Origin of the sequence: Sodalis sp. RH24 (genome assembly GCF_047324145.1) — a bacterium.
GTDB lineage: Bacteria > Pseudomonadota > Gammaproteobacteria > Enterobacterales > Enterobacteriaceae > Acerihabitans.
The window spans coordinates 2,364,587-2,387,295 of record NZ_CP178729.1 but is presented as its reverse complement, the minus strand read 5'-3'; the positions used below and the strand labels follow the sequence as shown (position 1 = coordinate 2,387,295).

21 protein-coding genes are annotated in these 22,709 nt (G+C 56.4%); 15 read left to right on the top strand and 6 right to left on the bottom strand.

All coding sequences use genetic code 11. The features are described 5' to 3' along the window. Window positions 1–63 precede the first annotated feature (63 nt). The 3 genes from ACL2XG_RS11030 to ACL2XG_RS11020 form a co-directional block, all read right to left on the bottom strand. The gene (locus ACL2XG_RS11030) at window positions 64–789 is read right to left on the bottom strand and encodes a lytic polysaccharide monooxygenase auxiliary activity family 9 protein (protein ID WP_410016352.1); all 726 of its coding nucleotides are present in this window, start codon (window positions 787–789) and stop codon (window positions 64–66) included. 53 nt (window positions 790–842) lie between these two features. Beyond that, window positions 843–1,631 (bottom strand): lytic polysaccharide monooxygenase auxiliary activity family 9 protein, encoded by a 789-nt coding sequence (locus ACL2XG_RS11025; RefSeq protein ID WP_413722167.1) that lies wholly within the window; start codon window positions 1,629–1,631, stop codon window positions 843–845. Between the two features lie 433 nt (window positions 1,632–2,064). After that, the gene (locus tag ACL2XG_RS11020; protein WP_413722168.1) at window positions 2,065–2,919 is read right to left on the bottom strand and encodes a lytic polysaccharide monooxygenase auxiliary activity family 9 protein; all 855 of its coding nucleotides are present in this window, start codon (window positions 2,917–2,919) and stop codon (window positions 2,065–2,067) included. Between the two features lie 262 nt (window positions 2,920–3,181). On the opposite strand from ACL2XG_RS11020, the gene queE reads away from it, so the two are divergent. Continuing rightward, the gene (gene queE, locus ACL2XG_RS11015) at window positions 3,182–3,853 is read left to right on the top strand and encodes a 7-carboxy-7-deazaguanine synthase QueE (RefSeq protein WP_410016349.1); all 672 of its coding nucleotides are present in this window, start codon (window positions 3,182–3,184) and stop codon (window positions 3,851–3,853) included. Window positions 3,854–3,953: 100 nt separating this feature from the next. Here queE and queD read toward each other — a convergent pair whose 3' ends face one another. After that, entirely contained in the window at window positions 3,954–4,322 is a 369-nt protein-coding gene (queD, locus tag ACL2XG_RS11010; RefSeq protein WP_410016614.1) for a 6-carboxytetrahydropterin synthase QueD, read from the bottom strand. A gap of 108 nt (window positions 4,323–4,430) precedes the next feature. Between queD and ACL2XG_RS11005 the strand changes: the two genes are divergently transcribed. The 4 genes from ACL2XG_RS11005 (at window position 4,431) to ACL2XG_RS10990 (ending at window position 9,739) form a co-directional block, all read left to right on the top strand. Next, a complete protein-coding gene (locus tag ACL2XG_RS11005) occupies window positions 4,431–5,327 on the top strand; it encodes a hypothetical protein (protein WP_413722169.1) in 897 nt (298 codons plus the stop codon). 156 nt (window positions 5,328–5,483) lie between these two features. Then, window positions 5,484–7,289, top strand: coding sequence for an NADPH-dependent assimilatory sulfite reductase flavoprotein subunit (cysJ, locus tag ACL2XG_RS11000; protein WP_413722170.1), 1,806 nt, complete (start codon window positions 5,484–5,486; stop codon window positions 7,287–7,289). After that, window positions 7,289–8,989 (top strand): assimilatory sulfite reductase (NADPH) hemoprotein subunit, encoded by a 1,701-nt coding sequence (cysI, locus tag ACL2XG_RS10995; RefSeq protein ID WP_410016346.1) that lies wholly within the window; start codon window positions 7,289–7,291, stop codon window positions 8,987–8,989. Before cysJ ends, cysI begins: the two co-directional genes overlap by 1 nt. A gap of 15 nt (window positions 8,990–9,004) precedes the next feature. Further along, window positions 9,005–9,739, top strand: a complete 735-nt coding sequence (locus ACL2XG_RS10990; RefSeq protein ID WP_410016345.1) for a phosphoadenylyl-sulfate reductase — start codon at window positions 9,005–9,007, stop codon at window positions 9,737–9,739. Between the two features lie 60 nt (window positions 9,740–9,799). On the opposite strand, the gene agaR is transcribed toward ACL2XG_RS10990, so the two are convergent. Beyond that, window positions 9,800–10,597, bottom strand: a complete 798-nt coding sequence (gene agaR, locus ACL2XG_RS10985) for a transcriptional repressor AgaR (protein ID WP_410016344.1) — start codon at window positions 10,595–10,597, stop codon at window positions 9,800–9,802. 383 nt (window positions 10,598–10,980) lie between these two features. On the opposite strand from agaR, the gene kbaZ reads away from it, so the two are divergent. The 5 genes from kbaZ (at window position 10,981) to ACL2XG_RS10960 (ending at window position 16,257) form a co-directional block, all read left to right on the top strand. Further along, window positions 10,981–12,267: a tagatose-bisphosphate aldolase subunit KbaZ gene (kbaZ, locus tag ACL2XG_RS10980; RefSeq protein WP_413722171.1), complete on the top strand. Its 1,287-nt coding sequence runs from the start codon at window positions 10,981–10,983 to the stop codon at window positions 12,265–12,267. A 16-nt stretch (window positions 12,268–12,283) separates the two neighbouring features. Then, on the top strand, window positions 12,284–13,441 hold the full coding sequence (locus tag ACL2XG_RS10975; RefSeq protein ID WP_413722172.1) for an SIS domain-containing protein: 1,158 nt from the start codon (window positions 12,284–12,286) through the stop codon (window positions 13,439–13,441). 71 nt (window positions 13,442–13,512) lie between these two features. Then, window positions 13,513–14,385: a tagatose bisphosphate family class II aldolase gene (locus ACL2XG_RS10970; protein ID WP_410016341.1), complete on the top strand. Its 873-nt coding sequence runs from the start codon at window positions 13,513–13,515 to the stop codon at window positions 14,383–14,385. Next, window positions 14,382–15,350, top strand: coding sequence for an N-acetylglucosamine kinase (locus ACL2XG_RS10965; RefSeq protein ID WP_410016340.1), 969 nt, complete (start codon window positions 14,382–14,384; stop codon window positions 15,348–15,350). Before ACL2XG_RS10970 ends, ACL2XG_RS10965 begins: the two co-directional genes overlap by 4 nt. 1 nt (window position 15,351) lies before the next feature. Beyond that, the gene (locus ACL2XG_RS10960) at window positions 15,352–16,257 is read left to right on the top strand and encodes a DMT family transporter (protein ID WP_413722173.1); all 906 of its coding nucleotides are present in this window, start codon (window positions 15,352–15,354) and stop codon (window positions 16,255–16,257) included. Between the two features lie 306 nt (window positions 16,258–16,563). Here ACL2XG_RS10960 and ACL2XG_RS10955 read toward each other — a convergent pair whose 3' ends face one another. Further along, complete coding sequence (locus ACL2XG_RS10955) at window positions 16,564–17,589, bottom strand: aminopeptidase (RefSeq protein WP_413722174.1); 1,026 nt, start codon at window positions 17,587–17,589, stop codon at window positions 16,564–16,566. A 271-nt stretch (window positions 17,590–17,860) separates the two neighbouring features. Here ACL2XG_RS10955 and cysG point away from each other — a divergent pair, with 271 nt between their 5' ends. From cysG to ACL2XG_RS10930, 5 genes are all read left to right on the top strand, one after another. Next, window positions 17,861–19,276: a siroheme synthase CysG gene (cysG, locus tag ACL2XG_RS10950; RefSeq protein ID WP_410016337.1), complete on the top strand. Its 1,416-nt coding sequence runs from the start codon at window positions 17,861–17,863 to the stop codon at window positions 19,274–19,276. A gap of 10 nt (window positions 19,277–19,286) precedes the next feature. Then, a complete protein-coding gene (gene cysD, locus ACL2XG_RS10945) occupies window positions 19,287–20,195 on the top strand; it encodes a sulfate adenylyltransferase subunit CysD (protein ID WP_410016336.1) in 909 nt (302 codons plus the stop codon). A 12-nt stretch (window positions 20,196–20,207) separates the two neighbouring features. Then, window positions 20,208–21,635: a sulfate adenylyltransferase subunit CysN gene (gene cysN, locus ACL2XG_RS10940; protein WP_410016335.1), complete on the top strand. Its 1,428-nt coding sequence runs from the start codon at window positions 20,208–20,210 to the stop codon at window positions 21,633–21,635. 2 nt (window positions 21,636–21,637) lie between these two features. Next, window positions 21,638–22,267 (top strand): adenylyl-sulfate kinase, encoded by a 630-nt coding sequence (gene cysC / locus ACL2XG_RS10935; RefSeq protein WP_410016334.1) that lies wholly within the window; start codon window positions 21,638–21,640, stop codon window positions 22,265–22,267. Window positions 22,268–22,358: 91 nt separating this feature from the next. Continuing rightward, on the top strand, window positions 22,359–22,676 hold the full coding sequence (locus tag ACL2XG_RS10930) for a DUF3561 family protein (protein ID WP_410016613.1): 318 nt from the start codon (window positions 22,359–22,361) through the stop codon (window positions 22,674–22,676). Window positions 22,677–22,709: the final 33 nt, after the last annotated feature.

Genomic DNA, 22,709 nt, shown 5'->3' with positions numbered 1-22,709 from the left:
AGTTCCGGCCCAGCTATAGGCAGATATGTCCGCAGCTGGACCTTTGTTCCAGTAATGGATAACCTAACCGAAATCGACGTCAAACGCCTGATAGATAGCAATAGGCTGATTGGCTACCAGCCAGAGTAAAATAATGACATGATGACCCCTTTTGTTAAAGGGGAGCACTAAAGGCAACGTTATTCGAGGTTGTAAATCGCCTAGGTGCTCCTGCCAGGGAACTCCCTGATTGAGCGTATTGAAGAACGGAACGGGCTCCAGCTGATTACGCGCAATGCGAACTCTGGAATCCCAATTATCACGTGTGATAAACGCGCGATACCCCCTGGTGACTCTGGGTATGGTGTTCACCCACTGAATGGTCAAGGATTGCGCCGGGTTAACCCGTAATCTGGGCCATTGGTTGAAATTGCCGCCAGTCAGGACACGTAATTCCTCATCTGTGGCATTGACGATATCGCGTGCGTCCCCATTACCGCCGCTGACGATCCGTCCATCAGGCGGGGGATTTGAACTTTCTATATCTGTGTGGAAAGGGAAAAGTACCGGGCCGGCAAATAAGTCAGGGAAATTTTTGCCCCCGGTCATTTCATCAACCAGGAACGGTGGTAAATACCCATTATTGAGCATAATCACCGCGCGCGAAGCCGGTGATACCACGCGACCGCTTTGCGGATCGATTGGCTCGTAAAAAGGGTAGGGAGGAGGATAGCCATAATTCTGCCGGTAATCTCCACCCTGACAGTGATCAGGCCGGTAGGGAAGTTGATTATTGTCTATATAACTCATGATGGGTTCCTTGTTATCAGGTAATTGGGGGAAAATGTAATAAGCCGGTTACATTAGCCAAAATCAACATCAAATGCCTGATAAAAGGCAAAGGGTTGATCGGCAACGAGCCAAAGCAATAGGATGACGTGATGGCCTCGTTTGTTAAAAGGTAACGGCATATCAAATGTTAAACGTGGCGGTAGACTACCCTGATGAGCAAACCAGGGGCTCGCCTGATTTATTTCATCAAAGAATGGGGCGGGTTCAATCTGCGCTCGCGTTAAGCGAACATTTTGCACCCAGTTATCTCTGGTAATAAAAGCACGGTAACCACGAGTAATTCGAGGGGCATCTATCAGCCATTGGATGCGCAATACCTCAGCGGGATTTACCCGCAGTCTTGGCCATTCCGTAAACTGAGGGCGAAAATTAGCAAATTCCGCATCGGTGAAATTAATTCTACCGCGCTGATCAAGATGACCGCCACTAAGTATAAAATTATCCGGGGGAGGCGTTGCGCTTTCAACATCCTCCTGAAACGGAAAGGGTACTTGCCCACCAAATAAGTTGGGAAAATTTTTGCCACCGGTGGTTTGATTTACCGTAAAGAATTCCAAGCCGTTCACATTCAGAAGAATTTGGGCGCGTGAAGCCGGCGACACTACGCGACCGGTTAGCGGGTCGAGCGGCTGGTAAAAAGGGTAGGGCTCCGGATAAATACCGCCACAGGGCGGTTTGACGGGATAAGGATGAGGCGGCTGTTGCGGACAGTCAGGGCGGTAATTTTCAACCGAATTGTGATCGGCGTTGCGATAGGCATCAGGGCGATTGGGATCTTGATTATAATCTATATGGCTCATAGTTAACTCCTGAAATGAAAAGTAATATATTTAGAAATAGTAGGGCCGTACCATTTTCAAAATTATTACACGGTCATTGTGATTGACGGTTCATGATTAATATGTGATTGCAATCATGAATGTTTTTTGTTGCCAAATGCCTTTTATGCTTGATAACCCTCTCGGCTCAACATTGGAATGAGCGTAAATAACGTTAATCCCGCGCCCGGTTGATATAGACGGCGGCAGGACATAATTTCGTTGCGCATTTAATTTGATTAATATCCACATCAAAGGCCTGATAAAAGCCATTATCAATATCCATACGCGGTCGGTTTGGGATTATAGCCTGTATAATTAATTGCAGAGTTGCTGCGATCCTGGTGCTGATCTGATTGGTAATATTAATATGCCGCCGCAGCGCCATCGGCCAGCGGCGGAGTGTTTATTTGGCTTAACCTATATCCACATCAAAACCCTGATAGAATCCGTTCGGCGAATCGGCAGTTACCCACACCATGACAATAATGTGATGACCTCTTTTGTTAAGTGGTATCGGGGCGCTATGAAAAACCCGCGGGATCAACTGGTCACGAAAATTATTGAAGGGAACCAGCGGACTGATATCCTCATAGAAGGGTCTTGATTCGAGCTGCTCGCGGGTAATACGCTGATTGGGGTTCCAGCCGTCACGGGTGATAAACCAGCGATAGCCCCGGGTGACATGCGCCTGTTGATAAAACCATTCCACATTAAATCGCTGGCCCGGCGCTACCCGTAGCCTGGGCCAGCCGGCAAACCGGGGCGCCAGTTGGTTTAGCTCGGCATCGGTAAAATTGACCCTATTACGGTTACCGGTCCTGCCGCCGCTGATGATAAAGCCATCAGGCGGCGGCGCGGCGCCCCAGGCATCGGTTTGAAACGGTGGGGGAGGTGTTCCGCCTGTGGTGGCGGGAAAGTTTTTGCCCCCTTCCATTTCATTGGCTTCCCAGGCCGCCAACAAACCCTCATTGACCAGAAACTGGGCGCGTGATGGCGGGTTTATCACGCGTCCGTGGCGCGCCTCGACTTCCCGGTAATAGTTTTTATCAATGTAGCTGTAACAGTTATCGCGCGGGAAATCCTGCTGGCAAAGCGGAGGCGGATAGTCATGACAGCCGCTTCCTCCCCGGTGAGGGACGTGGCCGCCGTGCCCATAATGATGGGGATCCCGGTAACCGTCCTCATTCCGAGGGTAATTGGCGTAGTCATTCTCATGCTCGCGTTGATCAGGATAATTATCTGGTCTTTCGTTATCATAAGTGCCCATATCTGGCTCCTGTTAGGTCTCAAAAAGAAAAGCGGAATGGCATCCGCGGACTTACCTCTGATACAGGGCAGTATCGTTGAACGCGCGCGAGCGGGGTGTGATGACGCCGGGGAATGGTTTTTATTGCCAGTTGCCTTTTGTGGGGGTAACGCGGCAGTGAGGCAACATTAGGTATTGTGCCGCCGGCAAGAGAAATTTGGTCTGCTTCAGCTAAAATGTAATAATCACCGCCCTTATAGCTAGGCAATTAATCGAGAACATCATGCAGTACCCGCTTAACGAGATTTTCCAGACGCTTCAGGGCGAAGGCTATTTTACCGGCGTGCCGGCGATATTTATCCGCCTGCAGGGTTGCCCTGTGGGCTGCAGCTGGTGCGATACCAAACATACCTGGGAAATGGACCCGCTTCGGGAGGCCCCTCTGGGGGACATTACGTTAAAAACCGCCGACAGCGACCGCTGGGCCACGGTTACGCCGGAGGAACTGCTGGCGATGATTGAACAACAGGGCTATACCGCGCGGCATGTGGTGATTACCGGCGGCGAGCCGTGCATCCACGACCTGTATACGCTGACGCAGGTGCTGGAACAGCAGGGGTTCAGCTGCCAGATTGAAACCAGCGGTACCCACGAGGTGCGTTGCACCAGCCAGACCTGGGTAACGGTGTCGCCTAAAGTGGGCATGCGCGGCGGTATGGCGATTCTGCCCCAGGCGCTGGAACGCGCTGATGAGATTAAACATCCGGTGGCGCGGGAGCGGGATATCGAACAGCTTGATGCGCTGCTGGCCACACTTGAAGACGATAAACCGCGTATTATCGCCCTGCAGCCTGTCAGCCGGCAGGACGCCGCCACGAAATTGTGCATCGCCACCTGCATCGCCCGCAACTGGCGCCTGTCCATGCAAACCCACAAATACCTGAATATCGCCTGATCCGGCGAAACGACAGGCCCGGGCCGGCACCGCCGGGGGCTAAGCCGTTATCCGGCGCGCCGCCGATAGCGCGACTTTGCCAGGCGGATGCCGGAGCCTGTTATTGATCGCCGCGATAGATGCAGCCGGCGGTACAGGTTTCTTTCACCATGATGCCGCTCAGCAGGGGCAGGCGGGGTTTAAGCTGTTGCCAAATCCAGTGGGCCAGTACTTCGCTGGTGGGGTTTTCCAGGCCGGGGATATCATTAAGATAATAATGGTCAAGCTGGTCGAGGATCGGCCGAAACAGCGCCTTGAGCTCGGCGAAGTCGATCACCCAGCCGGTGAACGGATCCACTTCACCGGTGATTTCCACGCGCACCATAAACGAATGGCCGTGCAAACGCCCGCATTTATGACCGTCGGGCACATGCGGCAAACGGTGCGCCGCCTCAAAAGTAAATTCTTTAAATAACGTGGTTACCACTATAGGGCCTCTTGTCAAAACAAACGCTGCATGGTACCGAAATGCGGCTTATGATTCTATGTTATGTGCCGCCAACCCGTAATAAGTTGGCTAAGGGGCCATCAAAACACCATGAACGCGGTCCAATCCTTGCTTTTATTGCTCTCGCCGCGGCGAACCGCCGGGCTGTGGCTGTTATGCGCCCTGACGGCGTGCGCGTGCCGCGTCAGCGCCGCCGGGGGAGAAACGCTCGCCATACCCACGGCCGACGGCGCGATGAGGGTCTATCTCTATCGTCCGATGGCCGATGCGCGCGATATGCCGGTGGTCATGGTGCTGCACGGGGTCAAACGCGACGGCGCCCAGGCGCGGGATCAATGGATCGCCGCGGCCAATCATTACCATTTCCTGATTATAGCGCCCGAATTCCCCGGCACGCGTTATCCCGGCGCGCGGGGCTATATGTTGGGCAATACCGCGGCGGGTCCTGCGGTCCTCCCGGCAGCGCAATGGTCCTATTCCCGTATTGGCGATGTTTTCAACGCGCTGCGGCGCGAGGGCATTACGCGCCGCAGCGACTATCTGTTGTACGGCCATAGCGCCGGCTGCCAGTTTGTCCACCGGATGCTGATGGCGCTGCCGGATATGCCGGCCAGGGCGGTGGTCTGCGCCTCGGCCGGCTGGTGGACGCCGCCGGATCCGCGCCGGTCCTGGCCCTACGGGCTGGCGCGCGCGCCTTTTACCCTGGATGCCGCCCAGGAAGCCCGCTTCTTTGCCCGGCCGACGCTTATCATGGTCGGAGAGCAGGATAGGCGCACCCGGCGCACCGCGATGCGCAGCACCCCGCAGGCCCAGGCGCAGGGAAAGAACCGGCTTGAACGCGCCGGCTGGTATTTCCGGCGTGCGCAATCCCTGGCGGAACAGCAGAAGATGCCGTTTCACTGGCAATTTATCAGCGTATCCGGCGCCGGGCATCAAAGTCCGCTGCTGGTGGATGAGGCGGCCCGCTTTCTTAACCAGTTTAAGTGATAAGTTTTACCGAAATAACTCTTTAGGCTATTTAGTTATTTATTATTGCCATCGCATCCTTTATTGATTGCGTCGCACTGAGTAACCTTACAAACTCTGGTGATCCCTTAATACACGCCCGGCCCTACTGGTACGCACAAGGAAATTCGAACAGCAATGACGACTCAGGCCCCACCAACTTCTTTGCTCCCGCTGAATCCGGAACAACTCGCCCGCCTGCAGGCTGCAACCGGTGATTTTTCGCCGCTGCAGATGGCCTGGGTATCCGGTTATTTTTGGGGGCAGGTCAACCAGACGCCCGTCGCCGGTACCCCTCCGGCGCCCGCGCCGACGCAGGCGCACGCCATTACGCTGCTGTCCGCGTCGCAAACCGGCAACGCCCGGCGGGTGGCGGAACAGCTGCGCGACGATTTGATCGCCGCCAAACTGGATGTCACCCTGGTAAACGCCGGCGATTATAAATTTAAACACATCGCCCAGGAAAAGCTGCTGGTGATCGTCGCCTCCACCCAGGGCGAGGGCGATCCGCCGGAAGAGGCGGTGGCGCTGTATAAATACTTGTTTTCGAAAAAAGCCCCCCGGCTTGCCGATACGCGCTTTGCGGTATTGGGCCTCGGCGATACGTCCTATGAGCACTTTGCCAAGATAGGCAAGGATTTTGACGCGCGTCTGGCCGAGCTCGGCGCCCAGCGGCTGCTGGACAGGGTTGACGCCGATGTTGAATATCAGCCGGTGGCGCAAGCCTGGCGCCGGGATATCGTGGCGCTATTGCAAGCGCGGGTGCCGCAGGAAAGCGCGGCCCGGCACGAGATAACCCTCAGCGGCGCGGTAGATGAAGTCGATTCCACGCCTTATACCAAAGAACAGCCGCTGGTGGCCGCCATTGCGGCGTCGCAAAAAATTACCAGCCGCAGCTCGCTGAAAGACGTGCGCCATATCGAAATCGATCTCGGCGACTCCGGCCTGCGTTACCAGCCGGGAGACGCCCTGGGCGTCTGGTATGAAAACGACCCGGCGCTGGTGGACGAACTCTTGACGCTGCTATGGCTGGACGGCGGACAAACGGTGACGGTGGAAGGACAAACCTTATCCCTCGCCGATGCGCTGCGCGCTCATTACGAACTGACCCAGAACACTACCCTTATCGTCGGGGAGTATGCCGCCATGGCCCGCGACGAGGCGCTGCTGGCGCTGACGGCGGACAAGGAACGCCTGCAGCGGTACGCCCAATCGACGCCGATCGTGGATATGGTGCGCCAGGCGCCGGTGGAACTGGGCGCGGATCAGCTGCTGGCGCTGTTGCGTCCGCTAACGCCGCGGCTGTATTCCATCGCCTCGTCGCAGGCGGAGGTCAGCGACGAGGTGCATATCACGGTGGGCGTGGTGCGTTATGAGGTGGATGGCAGGCCGCGCACCGGCGGCGCCACCGGCTATCTGGCCGACCGGCTGGCCGAGGACGATCGGGTACGCATTTTTATCGAGCACAATAACAATTTCCGCCTGCCGGCCGATACCGACGCGCCGGTCATCATGATTGGACCCGGAACCGGCATCGCGCCGTTCCGCGCGTTTATGCAACAGCGGGAAGCGGATGGCGCCGCTGGCAAGAACTGGCTGTTTTTCGGCAATCCGCATTTTACCGACGATTTTCTCTACCAGGTGGAATGGCAGCGCTACAAAAAAGAGGGCCTGCTGACCGCGATTGATTTAGCCTGGTCGCGGGATCAGCCGGAGAAAATCTATGTACAGGACCGGCTGCGGCAAAAAGGCGCTGAAGTCTGGCGCTGGATCGAGCAGGGGGCGCATATTTATGTTTGCGGCGATGCCAACCATATGGCCAAAGACGTAGAGCAGGCATTACTGGACGTGGTAGCCGAGCACGGTGGCATGGACACCGAGCAGGCCGATGAATTTTTAAGCGAGCTGCGCATCGAGCGCCGCTATCAGCGGGACGTCTACTGATGAGTGAAAAACAACCTACTCCCCCCTTATCCGATAATGAACGGCTGAAAGGGGCAAGCAATTTTCTGCGCGGCACCATCGCCGAAGATTTGCACGACGGGCTGACCGGCGGCTTTAACGGCGATAATTTCCAGCTGATCCGTTTTCACGGCATGTATCAGCAAGACGATCGCGATTTGCGCGCCGAACGCACGGAACAAAAGCTGGAGCCGCTGATTAATATGATGCTGCGCTGCCGCCTGCCGGGGGGGATCATAACGCCGCGGCAGTGGCTGGGCATCGAGGCGTTTGCCGCCGAGCATACCCTGTACGGCAGCGTGCGCCTGACCACCCGCCAGACTTTTCAGTTCCACGGCGTGCTCAAACCCGACCTGAAGCAAATGCATCAACTGCTGCACAGCCTGGGGCTGGACTCCATCGCCACGGCGGGGGATGTCAATCGTAACGTGCTGTGCAGCGCCAATCCGGTGGAATCGGTGTTGCATCAGCAGGCCTATGAGTGGGCGAAAAAAATCTCCGAACATTTACTTCCCAAGACCCGCGCCTACGCCGAGATCTGGCTGGACGGCGAGAAAAGCGAAACCACCGACCAGGAGCCGATCCTGGGGCCTACCTATCTGCCGCGTAAGTTCAAGACCACGGTTGTGGTGCCGCCGCTAAACGACGTCGACGTGCATGCCAACGATCTGAACTTCGTCGCCGTCAGCGACAACGGACAACTGGTCGGGTTTAACGTGCTGGTGGGCGGCGGCCTGGCGATGACTCACGGTGATAATACCACCTATCCGCGCAAGGCCAGCGAATTTGGTTATATCGCGCTTGAACATACCCTGACCATCGCCGAGGCGGTGGTGGGCACCCAGCGCGACTGGGGTAATCGTTCCAACCGTAAAAACGCCAAGACCAAATACACCCTGGAGCGGGTCGGGGTCGACACCTTCAAAGCGGAGGTGGAACGGCGCGCCGGCATATCCTTCGCGCCGATCCGGCCTTATCACTTTACCGAGCGAGGCGATCGTTTCGGCTGGGTGAAAGGCGTGGAAAACCTCTGGCATTTAACCCTGTTTATCGAAAACGGCCGTATCCTGGATTATCCGGATCGGCTGCTTAAAACCGGCATGGCGGAGATTGCCCGCATCCATAAAGGGGATTTCCGGCTCACCGCCAACCAGAACCTGATCGTGGCCGGCGTGCCCGCGCGGGACAAGGCCAAAATCGAAGCCCTGGCGCGCAAGTACGGCCTGATTAACGACAGCGTCACCCCGCAGCGTAAAGCGTCCATGGCCTGCGTGGCGTTTCCCACCTGCCCGCTGGCGATGGCCGAGGCCGAGCGCTTCCTACCGCAGTTTGTCACCAAGGTGGAGGATATCATGTCCGCCCACGGCCTGGGCAACGACGAAATCATCCTGCGGGTGACCGGTTGTCCAAACGGCTGCGGCCGCGCGATGCTGGCGGAAATCGGCCTGGTCGGCAAAGCCATCGGCCGCTACAACCTGTATCTGGGCGGCGATCGCGCCGGTGAGCGTATTCCGCGCATGTACCGGGAAAACATCACCGAAGACGAGATCCTGGCCATTATCGACCAGACTGCCGGACGCTGGGCGGCCGAACGCCATCCGCAGGAAGCCTATGGTGATTTTGTTATCCGCGCCGGTATCGTCAAGCCGGTGGTTAACTCAGCCCAGGATTTTTATGACTAACCCGAGGGGCCACCTATGAGCAGCCTGAACCTGACCGAACTGAACCTGTTGCCGAAAGAAGAACAAACGGCGGCGCTCGCTGATACGAACCGTCAGCTTGAAACCCTGACAGCGCAAGAGCGGGTGGGCTGGGCGCTGGCAAACCTGCCCGGCGAAACGGTATTGTCATCAAGCTTCGGCATCCAGGCCGCGTTATGCCTGCATCTGGTGACCCGCCAGCGGCCGGATATCCCGGTGATCCTGACCGATACCGGCTATCTGTTCCCGGAAACCTATCAGTTTATTGATGAGCTGACCGACAAGCTGGGCCTCAATCTGCGGGTATTCCGCGCGGAACTTTCCCCCGCCTGGCAGGAGGCCCGTTACGGCAAACTGTGGGAGCAAGGGGTGGAGGGGATCGAAAAATACAACCAGATCAATAAAGTCGAACCGATGAACCGCGCTTTAAGCACGCTGAAAGCGCAAAGCTGGCTGGCGGGGCTGCGCCGCGAGCAGTCCGGCAGCCGCGCCCATCTGCCGGTGCTGGCCATCCAGCGCGGGGTATTTAAACTGCTGCCGATCATCGATTGGGACAATAAGCAGGTGTACCAGTATCTCAAAGCCCACGATCTTGGCTACCATCCCTTGTGGGAGCAGGGCTACCTGTCGGTGGGCGACACCCACACCACCCGCAAATGGGAACCGGGCATGAGCGAGGAAGAAACGCGCTTTTTCGGCCTCAAGCGCGAGTGCGGGCTGCACGAAGGTTAACAGCGGCTTCGCCGATAACCAACAACGCCGCCGGAGGCTTAACGTTTCCGGCGGCGTTGGCTATTCGGCATCGACGAGGAGGACGTCAATACCTTTATCGGCGAAAAAATCCAGCAGGGAGGACGGAATGTTATTGTCGGTGATGATTTTATCCACCCGTTCGATACTGATAATCTTATGCAGGCTAATGCGATGGAATTTCGAAGAGTCGGTAACGACGATGATTTTTTTCGAGGCATCGCACATACAGCGGTTCAGCCTGGCTTCGTCTTCATTATGCGTTGTCACTCCCATCAGGGGGTCCAGCCCATCCACGCCTAAAAACAGCATATCGAAATGATAGTTTTGCAACGCGATTTCGGCCTGGCCGCCAAAAAATGATAAGGAGTGCCGCCTGAGCCGCCCGCCGGTCACTAATAAATCCACCCCGGGGGCATCAATCAACGCTTCCGCCACATTCATGCCGTTGGTCATCACGATGACCTCCTCATGATTATGCAGTTGCCGCGCAATTTCATACGTGGTGGTGCCGGAGTCCAGGATAATGGTGCTTCCCGGCGTGATGAGCGACGCGGCCAGTTTGCCGATGCGCTCCTTGATGGTGGCATTTTCCGAACGCTTGGCTTCGATTGACCGCTCCGCTTCCGCCGGGGACGCGGGAGACAGCATCGCCCCGCCATAAGCGCGGGTGGCGACGCCCTGTTTTTCGAGAAAAGACAGATCGTTACGGATGGTCACCGTCGACACATTAAAATCCGCCGCCAACACATTCACCTGCACGCTTCCCTGCGCCTTAAGTTGACTGACAATCCGCTCGCGCCGCGCGCTGGTCGTCATCGTTCTATTGCCAGGGCTCATCACATCGCATCCCTCATCACCACCTCCACTGCCGAAATTTGCCCCGTTGCGCTATAGAACCGCAAAGGAATCCGCCTAATTTCATCACCGCCAAACCTTTCATTCCCTTATGTCTTTCTTATTAACGCTATTGTAGCCACCCCCCAAGATGATGTCGACTGTTTAACCTTTCTTCATCCCCGCGGTGAAACGACGGAATCCAGACCCGACGCCGGCCTTATCCATCCGGCGGCACGTTACCTCCAGGAAAGGGAGGGTAAAGCTATCCATTTCGTTTTCTTATTTTTTGATCTTTATCACAGAGATTGATCTTTCATTTTCTTTCTTTATGGTCATGATGTAATCTTTTTACAACACAACGAAAGATATAAAAGGCAATACTCATGGAAACACAAAGCGCGGCGCTGCAAACGCTGCTGGCCCGGCATAAAGCAGGCCATCCGGTCGGGATCTATGCGGTTTGTTCGGCGCATCCCCTGGTGATTGAAGCCGCCCTGCGGCATGCGCAGGCGGAAAATACGCTGCTGCTGGTGGAAGCGACGTCCAACCAGGTCGACCAATATGGCGGTTATACCGGCATGACGCCGGCCGATTTTTATCACGCCATCATGGACCAGGCCGCGGCGATAGGTTTTGACGCCGGCCGGCTGATTCTGGGCGGCGATCATCTGGGACCCAACCGTTGGCAGGGACTGCCGGCCGCGCAGGCCATGAGCAAAGCGGAAGTGCTGATCGCCGCCTATGTGGCGGCGGGATTTAAAAAAATCCATCTTGATTGCAGCATGGCCTGTCAGGATGACGCCGTACCCCTGAGCGATGAGATTGTCGCAACGCGTTCGGCGCAATTAGCGCAAGTGGCTGAAATCACCTGCCATGACACCTTCGGCTGCCAGGATATTGTCTACATTATCGGCACGGAAGTGCCGATTCCGGGCGGCGCCCAGGAGAATCTGCGGCAGCTGGACGTCACTGCGCCGCAGGCCGCGGCGCGCACAATTACCGCCCATCGCGACGCCTTTGCGCGGCAGGGTCTGGCGGACATCTGGCCCCGGGTCATAGGGCTGGTGGTGCAGCCCGGCGTGGAATTTGATCATACCCAGGTGATCGATTACCAACCCGGGCCTGCCGCCGCGTTAAGCCGGATGATTGATGACTATCCCTATCTGGTCTATGAAGCCCATTCCACCGATTACCAACGGCCCCAGGCTTACCGGCAACTGGTGCGGGATCATTTCGCCATTCTTAAGGTGGGCCCCGCGCTAACCTTCGCTTTGCGCGAAGCGTTGTTTGCCCTGGAGTGCATCGAGGAAGAAATTATCAGCCAGGACCGCTCTGAATTACGCGCCACCCTTGAACAGGTGATGCAAGAGCAGCCCGGGTATTGGCAGCAACATTATCACGGCGATGAAGAGGCTAAGCGATTATCGCGCCGGTATAGTTATTCGGATCGCATCAGGTACTACTGGCCGCATGACAGGGTGCAGCGCAGTTGCCAAAAGCTCATGCAAAACTTGGGGAATCAGGTCATTCCGCTGCCGTTGTTAAATCAGTATTTGCCGGAACAATACGCCAAAGTAAGGGATGGGAAATTAGTTCTCAATCCGAAAGATATTATTATCGATAAAATTATCGATGTGATTAAAGCATATTCATCAGCCTGTCATGAATAATCAAAGGCACGAAAAAATGACTGATTCTGTAAAAGCACCTTATCACCCGGAGCACGCCACGGCGCAGGAAATTATGCAGCAGCCGGCGACCTGGCGCAAAACCCTATTACTGATTGAACAGCAACGGGACCGCATCAATACCTTTTTAACGCCCTTATTGGCCCGTACGGATCTGCGGATTATCCTCACCGGCGCCGGAACTTCGGCTTTTATCGGTAAAATCCTGGTACCGGCGCTGCTGCCAAAATTAAACCTGCGCGTAGAGGCCATCGCCACCACCGACCTGGTCAGTAATCCCCGTGAATACCTGTCCGCTCACTGCCCCACGCTGCTGGTCTCCTTCGGGCGCTCGGGCAACAGCCCGGAAAGCGTGGCGGCAATAGAGCTTGCTAACCAGATGCTGGGGCAATGTTTCCATCTCATCATCACCTGTAATGAACGCGGCCGGTTACACCAGAATTTTGCTCAAAGCGCTAATACCTTGTCATTACTGACGCCGCCCGAAACGCACGATCGCGGCTTTGCCATGACCAGCAGCGTCAGTAACATGATGCTGGCCTGCCTGGCGGTATTTGCGCCCAGGCAGTATAACCTTGCCAGCTTTTTGCCCATTATCGAAAATAGCCAAAATATTATTGAGCAATATCTGCAACGGCCGACCTCATTATTTGGCCAAGATGAATATCATCGCGTGGTATACCTCGGCAGCGGTGGATTGCAAGGTATCGCGCAGGAATCGGCGCTCAAGATTCTTGAGCTTACCGCCGGAAAGATCAGCACCTTTTTTGATAGTCCCACCGGTTTCCGCCATGGACCGAAATCTATCGTGGACGGAAATACCCTGGTCGTGGTGTTTATTTCTAACTCGCCCTACACCAGAAAATACGATCTGGATCTGTTAGCCGAATTAAGGAATGACAACGTGGCGCGCCGGGTGGTTGCCATCGCCGACAGTCCTGTCCCGGGAATAGGCAAGGGCGAATATCTGTATTTGCCAAAGACCACTCATGCCGATGACGCCCATATTGGGTTTTGTTATTTACTCTATGCGCAAATATATGCCTATTTGACATCGCTGCAATCAGGCGCCTCGCCGGATAATCCTTCTCCCAGCGGCGTGGTAAACAGAGTCGTCGAAGGTGTGGTTATTCATAGGCTGGAAATAGAGAAATAAGCTAACCCGCTGCCGCGGTGACCGAATAATACAGCACATGACAGATAATGTCGTTAATCAGGGTATAAATCATGCGTATGGTATCCACAAAATATTTATTGGCACGGGCAAAAACTGAGAATTTTGCCGTGCCCGCGTTTAATATCCATAATGCCGAAACGATACAGGCGGTGCTCGAAGCCTGTCACGAACGTCAATCGCCGGTGATCCTGGCCGGCACGCCCAGTACTTTCAGACATATCTCTTTTAAGGATTTGCACGCCCTTTGCCAATCCTTTGCCGGTACCTTTGATATCCCCATTGCGCTGCATCTGGATCATCATGAGGCCCTTAGCGATATCCGCGATAAAGTTTTTGCCGGCGCCCGCAGCGCAATGATTGACGCCAGTCATTTGAATTTTGCCGACAATGTCGCCTTGGTGCAGGAGGTGACGACGTTTTGCCATAAATATGACTGTAGCGTGGAAGCGGAGCTGGGCAGGCTGGGCGGCATTGAAGATGATAAAAATGTCAGCGCCGGCGCGAGCTTTCTTACCGACCCGGATGAGGCGGTGGACTTTGTTAATCTTACCGGTATCGACAGCCTGGCCATCGCTATCGGCACGGCGCACGGTCTGTATAAAGACACGCCGAAAATAGATTTTGAGCGGCTGGCCATCATCAACGGCAGGATTGACATCCCGCTGGTATTACACGGCGGCAGCGATGTGCCCGATGACTATATTATCCGCGCCGTCAAGCTGGGTATCTGCAAAGTGAATGTCGGGACTGAATTGAAAATTGCCTTTGCCGGCGCGGTAAAAAAATACTTCGCCGCGAATCCGCAGGCGAACGATCCCCGCTTTTACATGCGGGAAGGCATGGATGCCATGAAAGAGGTGGTTTACAGTAAAATCCGCATTTGCGGTTCTGCCGGAAAATTGGCTATCGGGAGTGAATCATGATCTTTCTCGGGGTTGATGGGGGAGGCACCAAAACAGCCTTCGTGCTGATAAACTCGGATGGCGAGATATTGGCGCAGCATGAAGCTTCCACTTGCTACTATTTAAACGTCGGCCGCGAAAACAGCAAAACCATTATCGTCAACGGTATCGCGGAAGTCTGCCGGCGCGCCGAGATCGCGCCGGACATGATTGATTATTCTTTTTTCGGCCTGCCGGCCTACGGCGAAGTCTCGGCGGATGTGCCTTTTCTGGATCAGATTCCCGCCGTGTTGCTTAGCCCGGAAAAATATCGCTGCGATAACGATATGGTTTGCGGCTGGGCGGCAAGCCTTGGCTGCCGGGACGGCATCAATATCGTTTCCGGCACGGGCTCGATCGCCTATGGCGAGCATAATGGAAAAACCTCCCGCTGCGGCGGTTGGGGGGAGCTGTTCAGCGATGAGGGCAGCGCCTATTGGATCGGCTGTAATGCCCTCAATTTGTTTTCAAAAATGTCCGATCATCGGCTGAAAATGGATATTCTCTATGATCTGATTAAAAGCAAATACCACATTGATGTTGATCTTGATATCAATGATCTGGTGTTTAATAAATGGCAAGGAGACCGGACAAAAATCGCGTCGGTTGCCAGGGTCGCCTATGAAGCGGCGGTCGAGGGCGATAAAGAAAGCTATAAACTTTTTTGTACCGCAGCCCGTGAACTCGCCATGATGGTGGATTCGGTGCGCAAAGATCTGGCGTACTCACCCGATGAGACCACCCTGGTTTCGTTTACCGGCGGTGTTTTTAACTGCGGGGATATCATCCTTGATCCTTTTATGCATGAGCTGGCAAATCTCAGCGGTAGCTATTTAGTATGCCAACCAAAATATAATCCCTCAATGGGGGCCGCTATTTATGCCGCAAAGATAAGCGGTAATCCCCTGGCGAACGCTGTTCTCAATAAGCTTAAAATTGGAGAATAAAATGAAAAGCAACTCGTGGATAATCTATACCTTGATGGTGGTATTAACCTGGGGTGTGTGGGGCGGTGTGAGCGCATATCCGACCCAAAAATACAGTTTTCCTGATCAGTGGGTTTATATCATATGGTCAATTACCATGCTTATCCCCTGCTACTTTACGCTAAAAGGAAAAAAGATTGATTTTTCCCCGCAGGCGGTACTTTATGGGCTGGCGATCGGGTTTACCGGTGCGGGCGGGCAGTTATTGCTGTTTAAAACCCTCGGCATGGGTGCTCCGGCTTATCTGGTATTCCCCATTATCTCGATTTCACCCGCAATCACGGTGATAATGTCGCTGGTGCTGTTGAAAGAAAGAATTAATTTTCTCGGTACTATCGGTATTATCCTGGCGCTATTGTCGATACTCGCCTTCAGCATAAGCCAGGGCGATGGTACGACAGTAAGCGGCTCATTGTGGCTGGTGTTTTCAGTTATTATTTGCCTGGCGTGGGGGTTGCAAGCGTTTTTTATGAAAAGGGCGTCCAACAATCGCATTGAGGATAGCGCTATCTTCTTTTATATGACGCTAACGGGCCTGATCCTGGCGCCCATCGCCTATGCCATGATTCCTGATAAAAGCGGCAGTTATCCGGCGGCCGCCTATCTTATTACCGCCGCCACCCAGGTATTGAATGCCGTCGGCGCCTTATTCCTGGTGATGGCATTGTCCAGGGGGAAGGCTATCATCGTGGCGCCTTGCACCAATGCGCTGGCCCCGGTCCTTACGGCGGTAATATCATTATTATTGTACCAAACCCTGCCAACCGCTTATGCATTGATAGGCATTATCCTAGCCATTACAGGTTCCACTATCATGGTCTATTCTGAGGAGAAAAGCAGTACCGCGACAATACAGCCCACGCTTTAATAAAAAGCATGGTTTCATTTTATTATTAATTTGCGGACAGTATTGATACCGATTATCTCCGTTGCCACTCAGATCTGATATATGCAAAGGGTAACTGTTTAAAATCAGCCGTTTTACTTTATTATTATGCGCTTTAGGGTAATTGAACCTATTCTTATGGTTGGTTACTGTCATTAATTATAATTTGCTTTCGCTGTAATTCCCGCCATAGAACTGTATTGAATTATGGCGGCCCGGGTATGGGCCTCACCTCGCTGTGATACCGGCATGCGGTTTTCTTACCGCATGCTCCTTATTTCCATCGGGCTAGGATTTAGCCCCCTGCGTCAGTCCTTGCAACAGCGGCCACAACAGTTTCATGCTGTCGCGCGCGCGTTTACCGATTTGTCCGGTCAGGTGGGTATCAAGATACTGGATATTATCGCGCTGGCTCTGGTAACGCGCCATGCCCTGGGGAAAGTTACGACTGGGCTTGCGCTGCAGGCAACTGTCGCCGTTTGTGCCCGAACCCACATCCAGCACCGCGAATCCCGCCTTGGCAAACGGCAGCGCGTCGCTGGCGCAAGCGGCCGAGGTCCTGATGCCGGGGCTTAAGAGCAGCGGGATACCCGCCTGGCGCGCCTGGGCGCCCAGGTTTTTAACCAGTTCCTGCAGGCGGGCGTCGCCGCTGTCCGGGCTGTAATTGACCCGCAGCTTTTCGCCGGCCACCAGGCTGTCGAGGTTGATCACCAGCAGCGTATTGCGTTTTTCCTGCGCGGACATGCGTTGCAGATAATCATCCACGCCCAGGGTTTCCGGCTCCCCGGCGCTGAGCGCCACAAAACGCACGCCCACCGCCAACGTGCCGCGCCCCAACTGCTGCGCCAGACCCAGCATCACGCCGAGGCCGGACGCGTTATCGTCTACCCCCTGTAGCGTCAGGCCGCCCAAATTGTCATTCAGGTCCTTATCGCTGCGCGGCATAAAGGTATCGGCGTGGGCCACTATCAGCACTTCGCCGGGCGCCGCGCCGGCACGGGCGGCGATAACCGAGGTGGCGGTAATTCTGCGCCAGTCGGCTTTGCCGGCGCTGCCGTGGAACAGATAACGGGTATTGAAGGCGCGCAGATCGCTGTGGAAGCCCAGCTCGGTGAACCGACGCTGAAGATAATCCGCCGCCATCAGTTCCGCCGGGCTGCCCGCCATGCGGCCGGGAAAATAGGTAGCGATATAACGAATCTGCTCTTGCGCGTATTGGCTTGGAGTGAAGGCGGCGGCGGGGGCGGAAAACGCCAGCAGGGCGCCGAGGCACAGCGTTAAACGGGCGCGCTTGCTGCGACCGGGGTGAAACATAAAACAGTATCCTTAATAGACGGGAACGGCATCGGTTTTCGCCGCTCAACCCAGCGCTATAGTATGGTACCGCCCCGCGGGCAATACAATTTGTACCCATGGCCGCGACCGGCTGATCGCACGATTCGTTGCCCGCAATCCTCTTGGCGCGCGCGCATGAAAGGCGCCGTTATTCCATTAAAGCAATTGTAATTCCAATTAACTATTTCATAGAACCTAATCGCAAGACGTATAGTCACATTATTGCTAAGCCAAATCATAAAAGGTAGCTGTGGATTATTTACCTCTTTTTGCCGATCTCAGGCAGCGTCCGGTACTGGTGGTCGGCGGGGGCGAGGTTGCCGCACGCAAGATCCTGCTACTGCAGCGCGCCGGCGCACAGGTCAGGGTGGTTGCGCGCCGGCTTTCCCCCGATCTCGGTCGTCAGGCGCAAGCGGGCTATCTCCAATGGCTCGGGGAGAGTTTTGCCGCCGACATGCTGGACGGCGTGTTCCTGGTGATCGCCGCCACCAACGATCGGGCGCTGAACGCCGAGGTTTATGCCGCCGCCGACCAGCGGCATATCCTGGTCAATGTGGTGGACGATCAGCCCCAGTGTTCGTTTATCTTCCCCTCCATCGTCGATCGTTCGCCCATCATGGTGGCGATTTCCTCCGGGGGAAAGGCGCCGGTGCTGGCGCGCATACTGCGCGAAAAACTGGAATCCCTGCTGCCGGCCTTTCTTGGCCCGATGGCGGAGATGGCCGGCGCTTTTCGCGAGCGGGTAAAACAGCATTTTCCGGTCATGGACGCGCGGCGGCGTTTTTGGGAGCGGGCGTTTAACGGGCGTTTCGCCGGCCTGGCGGCGCAGGGGCGGCATGACGACGCCCAGGCGGCGCTGGAGCGGGAGCTTGACGCGCCGGCCGGACAGGCCGGCGACGTGGCACTGGTGGGCGCCGGCCCGGGCGACGCGGGCCTGTTGACGCTGCGCGCCCTGCAACTGATGCAGCAGGCGGACGTGGTGCTCCACGATTACCTGGTCAGCGCCGAGGTGCTGGAACTGGTGCGGCGGGATGCCGAGCTGATTTGCGTCGGTAAACGCGCCGGCGACTTTTGCATGCCGCAGGAAGAGATTAACCGGCAACTGGTCGAACACGCGCGGCAGGGCAAACGCGTGGTACGCCTGAAAGGCGGGGATCCGTTTATCTTCGGGCGCGGCGGCGAAGAGCTACAGGCGGTGGCCGCCGCCGGCATCCCTTTCCAGGTGGTGCCGGGGGTCACCGCCGCCGCGGGCGCCACCGCCTACGCCGGCATTCCTCTCACCCACCGCGACCATGCGCAAAGCGTGACCTTTATTACCGGCCACGCGCGCCGCGGCGGCGGCGATCTCGATTGGCCGGCGCTGGCGGCGGGCCGCCAGACCCTGGCTATCTATATGGGATTGATGAAAGCAGGGGACATCAGCCGGCAGCTTATCCTGCACGGCCGTTCGCCCTTGACGCCGGTGGCGGTGATAAGCCACGGCACCCTGGCCTCCCAGCAGGTGCTGACCGGTACCCTGGGACAACTCGACACCCTGGCGCAACAGGCGTCCACCCCGGCTTTGCTGGTCATCGGCGAAGTTGTCACCCTTCATGATGAAATTGCCTGGTTTGGCGTCCAACAATCGGCGGCGCAACAGCGCGCGACGTTGGTTAACCTGGCTTAAGGATGTAAAAATGGATCAACAACGACATACTCATTTGCGGCAACTGGAGGCGGAAAGCATCCATATTATCCGCGAGGTGGCGGCCGAATTCGCCAATCCGGTCATGATGTACTCCATCGGCAAGGATTCCTCGGTGATGCTGCATCTGGCCCGCAAGGCGTTTTTCCCGGGCACGCTGCCGTTTCCGCTGCTGCATGTGGATACCGGCTGGAAATTCCGCGAAATGTATGAATTTCGCGATCGCACCGCCAAGGCCTATGGCTTCGAGCTGCTGGTGCACCGTAATCCGGACGGGGTGGCGATGGGCATTAATCCCTTTATCCACGGCAGCGCCAAACATACCGATATCATGAAAACCGAAGGCCTTAAGCAGGCGCTGAATAAATACGGTTTCGACGCCGCGTTCGGCGGCGCCCGGCGCGACGAGGAAAAGTCCCGCGCCAAGGAGCGCATCTACTCCTTTCGCGATCGGTTGCACCGCTGGGACCCGAAAAACCAGCGGCCGGAGCTGTGGCATAACTATAACGGCCAGATCAACAAAGGCGAAAGCATCCGCGTCTTCCCGTTGTCCAACTGGACCGAGCTGGATATCTGGCAATATATCTACCTGGAAAACATAGAAATTGTGCCGCTTTACCTCGCCAAACCGCGCCCGGTGCTGGAGCGCGACGGCATGCTGCTGATGGTGGATGACGACCGTATCGATCTGCAGCCGGGAGAAGTGATCAGCCAGCGCATGGTGCGGTTTCGCACCCTTGGCTGCTGGCCGCTTACCGGCGCGGTGGATTCCACGGCGCAGACCCTGCCCGAGATTATCGAGGAAATGCTGGTGTCCACCACCAGCGAAAGGCAGGGCCGGGTTATCGACCGCGATCAGTCCGGATCGATGGAACTGAAAAAGCGTCAGGGTTATTTTTAAGGAGCGATCGACATGAACACGACCATAGCTAAACAGATCGCCGAACAGGGCGGCGTGGAAGCCTACCTGCATGCGCAACAGTATAAAAGCCTGCTGCGCTTTCTCACCTGCGGCAGCGTGGACGACGGCAAAAGCACCCTGATTGGCCGCCTGCTGCACGATACCCGTCAAATTTATGAAGATCAGCTGACCACCCTGCACTCCGACAGCAAGCGCCTGGGCACCCAGGGCGAGAAGCTGGACCTCGCGCTGCTGGTGGACGGCCTGCAGGCGGAGCGGGAGCAGGGCATCACCATTGACGTGGCTTACCGCTATTTCTCCACGGAAAAGCGTAAATTCATTATTGCCGATACGCCGGGGCATGAACAGTACACGCGCAACATGGCCACCGGCGCGTCCACCTGCGATCTGGCGATCTTGTTAATCGACGCGCGCAAAGGCGTGCTGGACCAGACCCGCCGCCATAGTTTTATCAGTACGCTGCTGGGCATTCGTCATCTGGTGGTGGCGGTCAACAAGATGGATTTGGTGGACTACCGGCAGACTGTCTTTGAACAGTTCAAGCAGGATTACCTGCACTTCGCCGAGGAACTGCCGGTGGATCTGAGCATTACGTTTGTGCCGATTTCCGCCCTTGACGGCGATAACGTCGTCACGCCCAGCGTCGCCATGCCCTGGTATAACGGCCCGACGCTGCTGCAGGTGCTGGAAACGGTCGAAGTCATCAATCTTAATGAACAGCAGCCGATGCGTTTTCCCGTGCAGTACGTTAACCGGCCCAACCTGGATTTCCGTGGTTACGCCGGTACCGTGGCGGCGGGCGTGCTGCGGGTGGGACAGCAGATAAAAGTGCTGCCTTCGGGCGTCACGTCCTCCATCGCCCGTATCGTGACCTTCGACGGCGACGTGGCCGAAGCCTGGGCAGGCGAGGCGGTGACGCTGGTCCTGGCGGATGAAATCGATATCAGCCGGGGCGATCTGGTGGTGGATGGCGCTGAAACGCTGCGCCCGGTGCGCAACGCCCTGGTGGATGTGGTCTGGATGACCGACAACCCGCTGGTGGCCGGCCAAAGCTTCGACATTAAAATCGGCGGTAAAAAGACCCGCGCCCGGATAGAAAATATCCAGTATCAGGTGGAGATCAACAGCCTGACCCAGCGCGTGGTCGACAGCCTGCCGCTCAATGGCATCGGTCTGGTGGAGCTGGCGTTCGACGAGCCGATGGCGGTGGATAAATACCCGCATAACGCCGTGACCGGCGGCATGATTTTTATCGACCGCCTGAGCAACGTGACCGTCGGCGCGGGCATGGTGCGCGAACCCTTGGCGGAGGTCTTTACCGAGCCCCGGCGCCACAGCGAATTCGAGCTGGAATTGAACGCGCTGGTGCGCCGCCACTTCCCGCACTGGGGCGCGCGTGATTTGCTGGGTGGTAAATAACCATGGCCGATCGGCATACCCCATCCCCCGCGGCGCCCGACAGCAATATTGTCTGGCACGAACACCCGATAACCCGGGAGGATCGCGAACAGTTGCACCGGCATCAGGGAACGGTGGTCTGGTTTACCGGCCTTTCCGGCTCGGGCAAATCCACCCTGGCGGGCGCCCTTGAACAGGCTCTGCATCCGCTGGGCATCAGCACCTACCTGCTGGACGGCGATAACGTGCGCCATGGTTTATGCAGCGATTTGGGGTTCAGCGAAACGGATCGCCGGGAAAATATCCGCCGGGTGGGTGAAGTCGCCCGCCTGATGGTGGATGCCGGACTGGTGGTGCTGACCGCCTTTATTTCCCCGCATCGCGCAGAGCGCCGGATGGTGCGCGATCTGCTGCCCGCCGGACGCTTTATCGAAGTGTATGTGGACACGCCGCTGGACATTTGTGAAGCCCGCGATCCCAAAGGCCTGTATAAAAAAGCCCGCGCGGGGCGGTTGCCTAATTTTACCGGCATCGACGCGGTTTACGAGGCTCCCGAGCAGGCGGAAATTCATCTTGACGGCCAACAATTGGTAACACATTTGACCGGGCAATTGTTAGACCTGCTGCGTGGCCGCGTTATCATCAGTTCCTGAGAAGCCGCATCGGTATACCGGCCGTCCGGCCGCGTTACCACCAGCCCAGGAAGTGAGAGGTATGCTGAACGTCACCCAGACCAAGCGCGTCATGCCGGCCAAGGTTATCCCCGCCCCGGTAGCCGAACGCGCCGCCGAAGAGCCCGCTTATGGCTTTTGGGGGGCGATGGCGGGGTTTATCTTCTACTGGCTGGCCTTCGCCATTCCCATTCTTACCTATGGCGCCAATGCGCTATTCTTCCTGCTCTACACCTGGCCTTTTTTCCTGGCGTTAATCCCGGTATCGGTGCTGATCGGCCTGGTGTTCAGCGTTCTGCTGACCGGCCGGCTGATCCTGATGATCGCCTGCACCGGCCTGGCGGTTTTTTGCCTGTTCTGGCTGGTGTTCACCGCGCTCACCGGCTGGTAAAGCGTAAGAATGGGGTTACGACGGGTAACAAAC

Excerpts from the sequence above, each read along its gene's own strand:
- cysJ (WP_413722170.1), top strand. The coding sequence starts at position 5,484 with ATGACGACTCAGGCCCCACCAACTTCTTTGCTCCCGCTGAATCCGGAA.
- ACL2XG_RS10955 (WP_413722174.1), bottom strand. The coding sequence starts at position 17,589 with ATGTTTCACCCCGGTCGCAGCAAGCGCGCCCGTTTAACGCTGTGCCTC.
- ACL2XG_RS11030 (WP_410016352.1), bottom strand. The coding sequence starts at position 789 with ATGAGTTATATAGACAATAATCAACTTCCCTACCGGCCTGATCACTGT.
- ACL2XG_RS10965 (WP_410016340.1), top strand. The coding sequence starts at position 14,382 with ATGATCTTTCTCGGGGTTGATGGGGGAGGCACCAAAACAGCCTTCGTG.
- ACL2XG_RS10960 (WP_413722173.1), top strand. The coding sequence starts at position 15,352 with ATGAAAAGCAACTCGTGGATAATCTATACCTTGATGGTGGTATTAACC.
- ACL2XG_RS10975 (WP_413722172.1), top strand. The coding sequence starts at position 12,284 with ATGACTGATTCTGTAAAAGCACCTTATCACCCGGAGCACGCCACGGCG.
- ACL2XG_RS11025 (WP_413722167.1), bottom strand. The coding sequence starts at position 1,631 with ATGAGCCATATAGATTATAATCAAGATCCCAATCGCCCTGATGCCTAT.
- ACL2XG_RS10970 (WP_410016341.1), top strand. The coding sequence starts at position 13,513 with ATGCGTATGGTATCCACAAAATATTTATTGGCACGGGCAAAAACTGAG.
- queE (WP_410016349.1), top strand. The coding sequence starts at position 3,182 with ATGCAGTACCCGCTTAACGAGATTTTCCAGACGCTTCAGGGCGAAGGC.
- ACL2XG_RS10990 (WP_410016345.1), top strand. The coding sequence starts at position 9,005 with ATGAGCAGCCTGAACCTGACCGAACTGAACCTGTTGCCGAAAGAAGAA.
- kbaZ (WP_413722171.1), top strand. The coding sequence starts at position 10,981 with ATGGAAACACAAAGCGCGGCGCTGCAAACGCTGCTGGCCCGGCATAAA.
- ACL2XG_RS11005 (WP_413722169.1), top strand. The coding sequence starts at position 4,431 with ATGAACGCGGTCCAATCCTTGCTTTTATTGCTCTCGCCGCGGCGAACC.
- cysD (WP_410016336.1), top strand. The coding sequence starts at position 19,287 with ATGGATCAACAACGACATACTCATTTGCGGCAACTGGAGGCGGAAAGC.
- cysC (WP_410016334.1), top strand. The coding sequence starts at position 21,638 with ATGGCCGATCGGCATACCCCATCCCCCGCGGCGCCCGACAGCAATATT.
- ACL2XG_RS11020 (WP_413722168.1), bottom strand. The coding sequence starts at position 2,919 with ATGGGCACTTATGATAACGAAAGACCAGATAATTATCCTGATCAACGC.
- agaR (WP_410016344.1), bottom strand. The coding sequence starts at position 10,597 with ATGAGCCCTGGCAATAGAACGATGACGACCAGCGCGCGGCGCGAGCGG.
- cysN (WP_410016335.1), top strand. The coding sequence starts at position 20,208 with ATGAACACGACCATAGCTAAACAGATCGCCGAACAGGGCGGCGTGGAA.
- ACL2XG_RS10930 (WP_410016613.1), top strand. The coding sequence starts at position 22,359 with ATGCCGGCCAAGGTTATCCCCGCCCCGGTAGCCGAACGCGCCGCCGAA.
- cysI (WP_410016346.1), top strand. The coding sequence starts at position 7,289 with ATGAGTGAAAAACAACCTACTCCCCCCTTATCCGATAATGAACGGCTG.